The following is a 6,853-nucleotide window of genomic DNA, read 5'->3' on the forward strand; positions in this document are numbered from 1 at the left end:
TTTGGGCCGAACCCTGCCTTATGCAAGTCGCATACACACCTACCCCTAGGACGGGAGCGAACGGCAGCACGCGACCCATCTCGGCCGCTCAACACTCGGCATGCCCAATGTCCCTTGAGGAAGTTGAGCGGACGTTGCCCTTACGCTCGTACATACGATCCTCGTCTGAGCGCTTAGCGCATTGCTTAAAAGGACTGGTAATTTTCCGAAAATCGCCTTCAATTTTATAAATCAACTGTTCGTTGCCCCACAGACGGAATGAAGCAAACGGGCCAATGTCGCACATAAAAATCGGGTGAGAACATGCCTTTTCCTTTTCACGATACCTTTGCAGGTAGTCGGAAAGCAGTATTTCGTCGTCGGAGACGTAAGGCGAATACTTCGTCCGATTCTTTTGTTGAGGTGGTTCGGCGGAAACTCTTGCCTTGGATTACCACATCTCTCGCTTTCGTATTTGCGGCAGGTATCGCATACTCTGCTTGGAACAGCTTATACCAGCCTCAGGGTGTGACCATCTCGGCAATCGCCGTACCGAAAACCCTCTCGGATAAAGGTTTCACGTCTGATGTAATTGCGGAAAAGATTCGCGATAATTTATTGAAGATATACAGCACCACACCACATGCAATGGCCGCGATGCCGAAAGAACCGCTTGACATTTCTATTCCCGGAACAGGGATGTCCGTTCGAAAACTCGTCGCTTGGGTAAGCGCATATTTCCCTGAGAGTTGGCACCACATCGTTTCTGGAGAAATTGTCTCCGACAATAGCGCAGAAACCAAATTTGTAATTACACTAAGGGTCAACGGAAAGCTCTTGCCGACTCGGACAGTCGATTCCGGCAACCTCAACGACAATCTAAATAGTGCGGTACACATACTCTCAAGAAACTTGATCGAAAAAGTCGATCTGTATCAAGAGGCTATAGCACTTATCAAAGACGAACGCTATGCTGACGCGGAGGACATCATTGATGAAATGCGCTCCACATTACCGTCTAAAAGCGACAGACTAGGCGCCGTATTGAATCTGAAGGGATATATTGTTGAACACAAGCCATATGTCGCCACCCCTGCGTCAAACCTGAATTCTCCGAAAAGTGAGCCAGCGAATCTCGCGATTGCCAGGAGATATTACGCCGAGGCGAACACCTCCATCTCCTTAACCAATCTCGGAAATCTGGAAACGAATAGATGCTGGTACGCTTCTGAGGAGACTCGTGAGTATTACTGCAGTTTAGCCGAACATCACTTTCGCGCAGCGATTGAACTCGCGCCAGAATCAGCTGATGCACACTACAGTCTAGGCAATTTTCTATACGATCGTGCTTTCAATGTCTGTGCGCCGGGTAAAACCACTGAACTACTGGGTCAAGCGGTCCAAGAGTTCAACGCTGCGATGCAGCTTGACGACACCAAGGCCGAAACGTATCAAGGAATGGCTCTCGCGCGTTACCTCGGTAACGAACCAGTTTCGCACGATATTGTTCTTGGTTACTTCGCTGCGGCAAGTCGAAGAGACAGTTCGAACAACTCTTTTCGAAATCAGCTATCCTTTTTGAGGCTAGAAAAAGACCTCCGCGACCCAAGTACTCTCCTCCGTGAAATACCAGTTTTGAATCCGGATCCGCTCCTGGACAACATTGCTAAGCGACGCGATAAGTGCTCTAAAGACAAGTCAAGGCCGCTCGTTTCTGGTTAATCCTAACAGGGTGGCGGTCGACACATTTCGTGTTTGTAAACGATATCAATCTTCAGGCACGCAACGGCAAGTTAGCTTAATGCGCGATAAGAAAGTTGTTTGCAGGAAGAACGGCGTGTGCTGGTGTGCCGTATTTAATTTATGGCGGGGCGTGCCTTGGAGCGACGGGCGCGGTCCGGATCCAGAGCGGCCGTTCAAATGACGACTCCGCGAGATACGCGAACGGCAACAACTGGCCGAGTCCGGTCAAACGATGAAACGACACGCCGCTCGTCGTCGCTCGGGTCACGACCGTCGCAAGCCGCCCCGAAGGCGCCATTCGGACCGGACAGATCAATGGCGGCTTACCGTGCAGCGTATGCCGCGACGATCGCCGTCGGGCACCCACTTCTCGCTGCGACGAACCGTCAGGTTACAGTTCCACCCGCGCGCGGGAGTAACACTGAAAATGAGGTCTCCGTCTCATCGGACCGCGCTTCGATCGCACCGTGATGTGCCTTGGCGATTTCGCTTGCAATGTACAGACCCAGTCCGAGACTACCCGGCCCGTCACCTTTGCCCTGAAGGTCCGGCCCCCGCGTCAGGGGATCGAAGATGCGCGCCAGGGTTGCGCTCTCAATGGCAGCTCCGCAGTTTTTAACTTCGATACGGACATGCGTTACATCACCGGTAACCACCACGCGCACTGGAGCGTCCCGTGCCCCGTACTTGACGGCATTGAGTACGAGATTTCCAAGCAATTGCTGCAAGCGCCGCCCGTCCCAGGCCCCCTGTAAATTACCACTTACCTGCAGCTCAATCTGTCTGTCAGGATGAACTGCACGCAACTCGTCCAGCTCGTCAGCAAGCACATCCGCAAGATTGACGCTCGTGGACGTCACGTTGATGCCCAAGCCCAGTTTGGTCCTGTTGAAATCAGTCAGATCATCAAGCAACGCCTGCATTCGGGCTCCACTACGTATCAGTCGGGCGGCGGCTTCCGATACCCGCTCCCCAGCACTTAGCGCTTCCAGATACGATGCAGTCACCTGAATCGCCTGGAGAGGGCTGCGCATGTCGTGCCCGAGCATGCCGAGCAGGAGGTTACGGCTCTGCTCGATCTGCGCACTGAAAAAGGCGACTGATTCGGCAATTGCCTGATCGATCGCTTCGTTAAAACGAATGACGTCATCCAGGTCAGGCGCTTCGGGTTGGCAATCGTCCATCCACAAGCGAAGCACGCTTGCGCGCAGGGCGCGATATTCGGCGGCTAGCTGGTTGATATTGAAACCGGCCCGTGCCCTCAGAAGAGCATGCGTTTGCGCGGCTGTTTCGGCCGCGTCGATCGGACTGGGGCCTTCCCCCAAGGATTTTTCGCGTTGGGCTTCCCTGGTTTGCGAAGTCCGCAAGTCCTTTACTACGGCGAGAAGGATGTGCTGCGCGTGGTTGCGTAATGCCAGCGCTTCCATGTTTGCCGCGGCCGGCATGAGGGTGGCGGCGAACGCCTCCCATTGCGCCAGAATCGGCTCCAGTTCTCGCGAGATAAAGTCAGCAAGTCGCACGTAGGCGCCTCCGAAGCGTAAGTGAGTATCAAGGTCCACCACCCTAACTATCCATGTTACGCCAGAATTAGGGACAAATCGATGGGAAAGCCCCGTTGAGGGGGAACGCTATCGTGGCCAGCCCGGCAGTACGGAGGGAGGGTGCTATCTCGGGGGCAGGCTTAATCGGAAGCGGCCGTTCGCGCGACGCAGCCGAACGTCTTAAATTGGCCGCCCGCGGTCACCCACCCGTGCCCGGATTCGTGCGCGCGGGCCAACCCCTGCGACGCACGCTTGTCACCGAGACTGGCCATCATGTCTAGTGGTGGGAGGCCGGATATCTTCAGGCACTTCTGCCTCGAGTCCTTGAGTACTTGACTCCTACATCTCAGCTAGGTCCGGAAAACTCCCCTGTTTCTCCAACATCCGTCCTAGGCGCAGGTTCGCCGCTTCGATCTTGTGAAGCGGAAGCGACATCAGTTGCGCGTCATACGCCCGCAGGACCGCTTCGATGACTTCACAGTGCGACGCGTCGAGCCGCCACTCATCGGCCGTTATGGCGTGGTGGATGCACGCTTTCAACGCGAGCTCGGCTGCGAGGAACGTTTCAAACAACTCATCGAGTCTCTCCGCCTCGTTCACAAAAAACGTCAAGTAGAGCGTTTTCAAGAGCTCGCTGGCGAGATCGGCGTTGCCATGTCCCTGCCGCAGCGCGGCCAGCGCCAGATGGCTTTTCAGCGAAAGCGTGCGCGCCTTGCCCGGGGCGATCGGCAACAGCTGCTCCCGCGTGAGCGGTGTGCGGCGCATCGGCTTGGATGGTTTCGATTTTTTTGACATGAAACGCGTTCGTCGTGGTGACGATCCTTTGAGCAGGACGTCGCTTCTCGGAGCCTCTTAGTTGCGACCCTATACGTCACAGAAACGCCCTTATCGGCACACTACTCCTCTGCCGAACCGCGTTCTGTGCGCCGCGCATAGTAGGCGGCGACTTCCTCGAGCACGCGTTTTTTCTCGGCCTGCACATAGATCGTGGTGGTCGCGAGCGAGGCGTGACCCAGCACCTTCTGTACGACATCGACCGGCACCTCGTCGGCGACCGACTGGGTGCCAAACGTATGCCGGAACGCATGGGCATTCGCCCGACCGAGCCGCGCACGTTCATCGAGGCTCAACCCATCCATCATCTCGACAAGCGTTTTTAGCATCCGGCCGATCAGTCGATTCAGTCCATCCGCTGTGTAGCCGGCCTCTTCGATTTCGAGAGCGTCGCCACGTTGCGCCCGATGCCGACGACGCGCTGCGTCAGTCCACGGAATGATGACAGGGCCAAGCAGCGGCCCGGCCAGCGCCCCTGCGCTCCCGATTGCGTCGCCGTCGAAATCCCTGCCGCGATCGGCCCAATGCGCGCGCAACGCCCCGAGTGCAGCGGCACTCACTGGCACGTGCGTTCGCGCTGGCCTTTGCCGACAATCGTCAGCTCCCACACTGGCCGTGCCAGCGTGCCGTAGACCGATGGCTTCAGGTTTTCCCGACGGGCGGACGCGGCCTCCTCACGACGCAGCCCCGAATCACCCATCAGCAGGATCGTCGCGCGCATCGCGCGCCACTGGACCGCGTTTTCCTCGGTGCATCGCGCGTTGAGCTCATCGCGTAAGCGCCGCCATAGATCCGCCGGCAACGCCCGCTCGATCTTCATCGCGCTCGCGCGCTGGATGACCCGCGGATCATTGACCGCGATCCACGGATTGCCAGCCAGATACCGCACATCGACCCACCAGGTGAACGCCGCTCGCAGGGCTCGCACCGCGTAACGCTGCGACTCGCTGGAAAGCTCGCCCGAGGCGAACGGCCGCCAGCGCGGCGAGTGGCGCGCGAAGCGCTCGCCGACGAAACGGGTGTCGGGGCTTTTCAGGAAATCTTTGTACGCCTCGCAGTCCTCGACCCGCAGGTCACTCAAGGCCTTACCCCGTAGCACCACGGCCCACAACAGAAAGCGCTCGAGTTCCTTGGTGTAGGCGCGCAGCGTTTTCGGCTGATCGCGATAGCGGTTCAGATACGCGCGCACCGCATCGAGATCGTGATTGGCCTGGATATAGCAGAACGCCGTCGAGCGGTTCTCGCCGTTGGCGCCCGACAGCGCGTGCGGCACCGACAGTCGTTCCAGTGGCGCGAGCGCAAGTCGGTCCGTCCCGCGGCTCGCCCCGTGATCGGACGCGAGATCCGGTACGAGCTCAACCAGTGCGGCCGCCACCAGCGGCACGCCGGCCTGCTCGACCGAGTCGACGTCGGCGTCGACCGTCAGACCGAGCGCGCTCTGCTGACGCCGCAGCCAGCTGATGATCGCGCGTGTGCGACCCGGACCGATGCGCGGAATCGAGCGCCACCAGCTGGCGCCGCGCCGATTGCAGAACGCGACCAGCTCGCCCAACGTCGCGATGCCCTCGCCTTTCAATCGCCGCGCCACGCGTGGCCGCAGCCACGCGCCGATCGCGTGATCGGGGTGCGGCGGCAGCGCCGCCAGCTGCGCCGCTTCGGTCACCATCCGAAACGTGACGGCGGTCAACTTCGGTTGGCCATGCTGTTTAATCGACGCACGCAGGTGATCGGCGAGCACCGTCGAGCCGTGCGCGATCGCCAACTGCACCAGCGTGTCGAGCATCCTGGCGAGGTGTCGTTCCATCGCACCGGGGCTCGCCGCGTGCGGATCGGCGTCCGGATCGTAGTAGGTGCGGGCGATCACCGCGGGCGCGATGCGCTCCACATACGCGCGCAGTGCCGTGAAATCCTTCGCCGTATAACCGCGCTCGACGGTGAGCTTTTCCGGGGAACTACCGAATGAAGAACCGCGAGGGTCAGTCATCGTCGCTCTCCTCGCTGTCCGATGCCATCGGCGACTTCGGCGACTTCGGCGATTTCGGGGGATGCGGCCGGAACCCCTGCAGCTCAGCATGCGCCTGCGCCATGAACACCTCCGGCCAGGTCCCGCACAGGATCTCGAACGGGATGCGCGCATCAAGCAGCCGTGCGGCGAGCCTCACGTCTTCGGGCTGCTCGCCCCACAGCGCGCGCTGCACCAGCACCACGGCACCGCATTCCGCAAGGTCTTCGAGCACTGGCGTGAAATCGGGGTGGTGCAGTACGGCCGACCCATAGGTCTGGGCAAGCACGGTGAAGACCGCAAGTTCGATGCGGGTCGGTTTGAGCGGCGGCGGCACCCACGTGCCGAGCACGATCCGCAGCTTGGCGCTCACGGTAGCGGCCGCCCGCTGGCGCCGGCGCGTGATCGCCTGGTCGAGCGCCAGCACCACGCGCGCGACCTCAGCGTCGGAGAATTCGGCAAACTCGTCGTCTCCGTCCGCAAAGTCTTGTGCCACGGGCCCCTGCCCTCTCAGGCAAATCAGAATAGACCAATTCTACCCCGCAAACGCGATCCCGATAATAGGATTTATCAGGCATGCGAACTAAACCGACGACGGGTTACTTACGCAGGCATGATCCGGCAAGAATCCGAACGGATCTCGCTTTGCGACCCCACGTCAGTCGACCGGGAAAGACTTGGACGTCCGCTTTCGAGCCAACGACAGTCATCGATTTCCCTACGCCACTGTAGCGGTCTGCGCGACGAGTAAGTC

The 6,853-nt window shown here is 59.2% G+C and carries 6 protein-coding genes; 1 reads left to right on the forward strand and 5 read right to left on the reverse strand.

What is annotated here, in order from left to right; genetic code table 11:
* Nucleotides 1-303: 303 nt before the first annotated feature.
* Entirely contained in the window at nucleotides 304-1,701 is a 1,398-nt protein-coding gene (locus AWB68_RS47635) for a hypothetical protein (RefSeq protein WP_125483239.1), read from the forward strand.
* 407 nt (nucleotides 1,702-2,108) lie between these two features.
* Here AWB68_RS47635 and AWB68_RS41590 read toward each other — a convergent pair whose 3' ends face one another.
* The 5 genes from AWB68_RS41590 to AWB68_RS41605 form a co-directional block, all read right to left on the reverse strand.
* Nucleotides 2,109-3,242, reverse strand: a complete 1,134-nt coding sequence (locus AWB68_RS41590; RefSeq protein WP_087649978.1) for a sensor histidine kinase — start codon at nucleotides 3,240-3,242, stop codon at nucleotides 2,109-2,111.
* A 360-nt stretch (nucleotides 3,243-3,602) separates the two neighbouring features.
* On the reverse strand, nucleotides 3,603-4,058 hold the full coding sequence (locus AWB68_RS41595) for a hypothetical protein (protein WP_125483240.1): 456 nt from the start codon (nucleotides 4,056-4,058) through the stop codon (nucleotides 3,603-3,605).
* Between the two features lie 101 nt (nucleotides 4,059-4,159).
* Nucleotides 4,160-4,657, reverse strand: a complete 498-nt coding sequence (locus tag AWB68_RS51245) for a tyrosine-type recombinase/integrase (RefSeq protein WP_327384312.1) — start codon at nucleotides 4,655-4,657, stop codon at nucleotides 4,160-4,162.
* Entirely contained in the window at nucleotides 4,654-5,982 is a 1,329-nt protein-coding gene (locus AWB68_RS41600; protein WP_327384313.1) for a site-specific integrase, read from the reverse strand. The genes AWB68_RS51245 and AWB68_RS41600 overlap by 4 nt, the downstream gene beginning before the upstream one ends.
* A gap of 91 nt (nucleotides 5,983-6,073) precedes the next feature.
* Nucleotides 6,074-6,595: a hypothetical protein gene (locus AWB68_RS41605; protein WP_087649977.1), complete on the reverse strand. Its 522-nt coding sequence runs from the start codon at nucleotides 6,593-6,595 to the stop codon at nucleotides 6,074-6,076.
* Nucleotides 6,596-6,853: the final 258 nt, after the last annotated feature.

Source organism: Caballeronia choica, assembly GCF_001544535.1.
Classification (GTDB): Bacteria; Pseudomonadota; Gammaproteobacteria; order Burkholderiales; family Burkholderiaceae; genus Caballeronia; species Caballeronia choica.

Excerpts from the sequence above, each read along its gene's own strand:
- AWB68_RS41595 (WP_125483240.1), bottom strand. The coding sequence starts at position 4,058 with ATGTCAAAAAAATCGAAACCATCCAAGCCGATGCGCCGCACACCGCTC.
- AWB68_RS47635 (WP_125483239.1), top strand. The coding sequence starts at position 304 with ATGCCTTTTCCTTTTCACGATACCTTTGCAGGTAGTCGGAAAGCAGTA.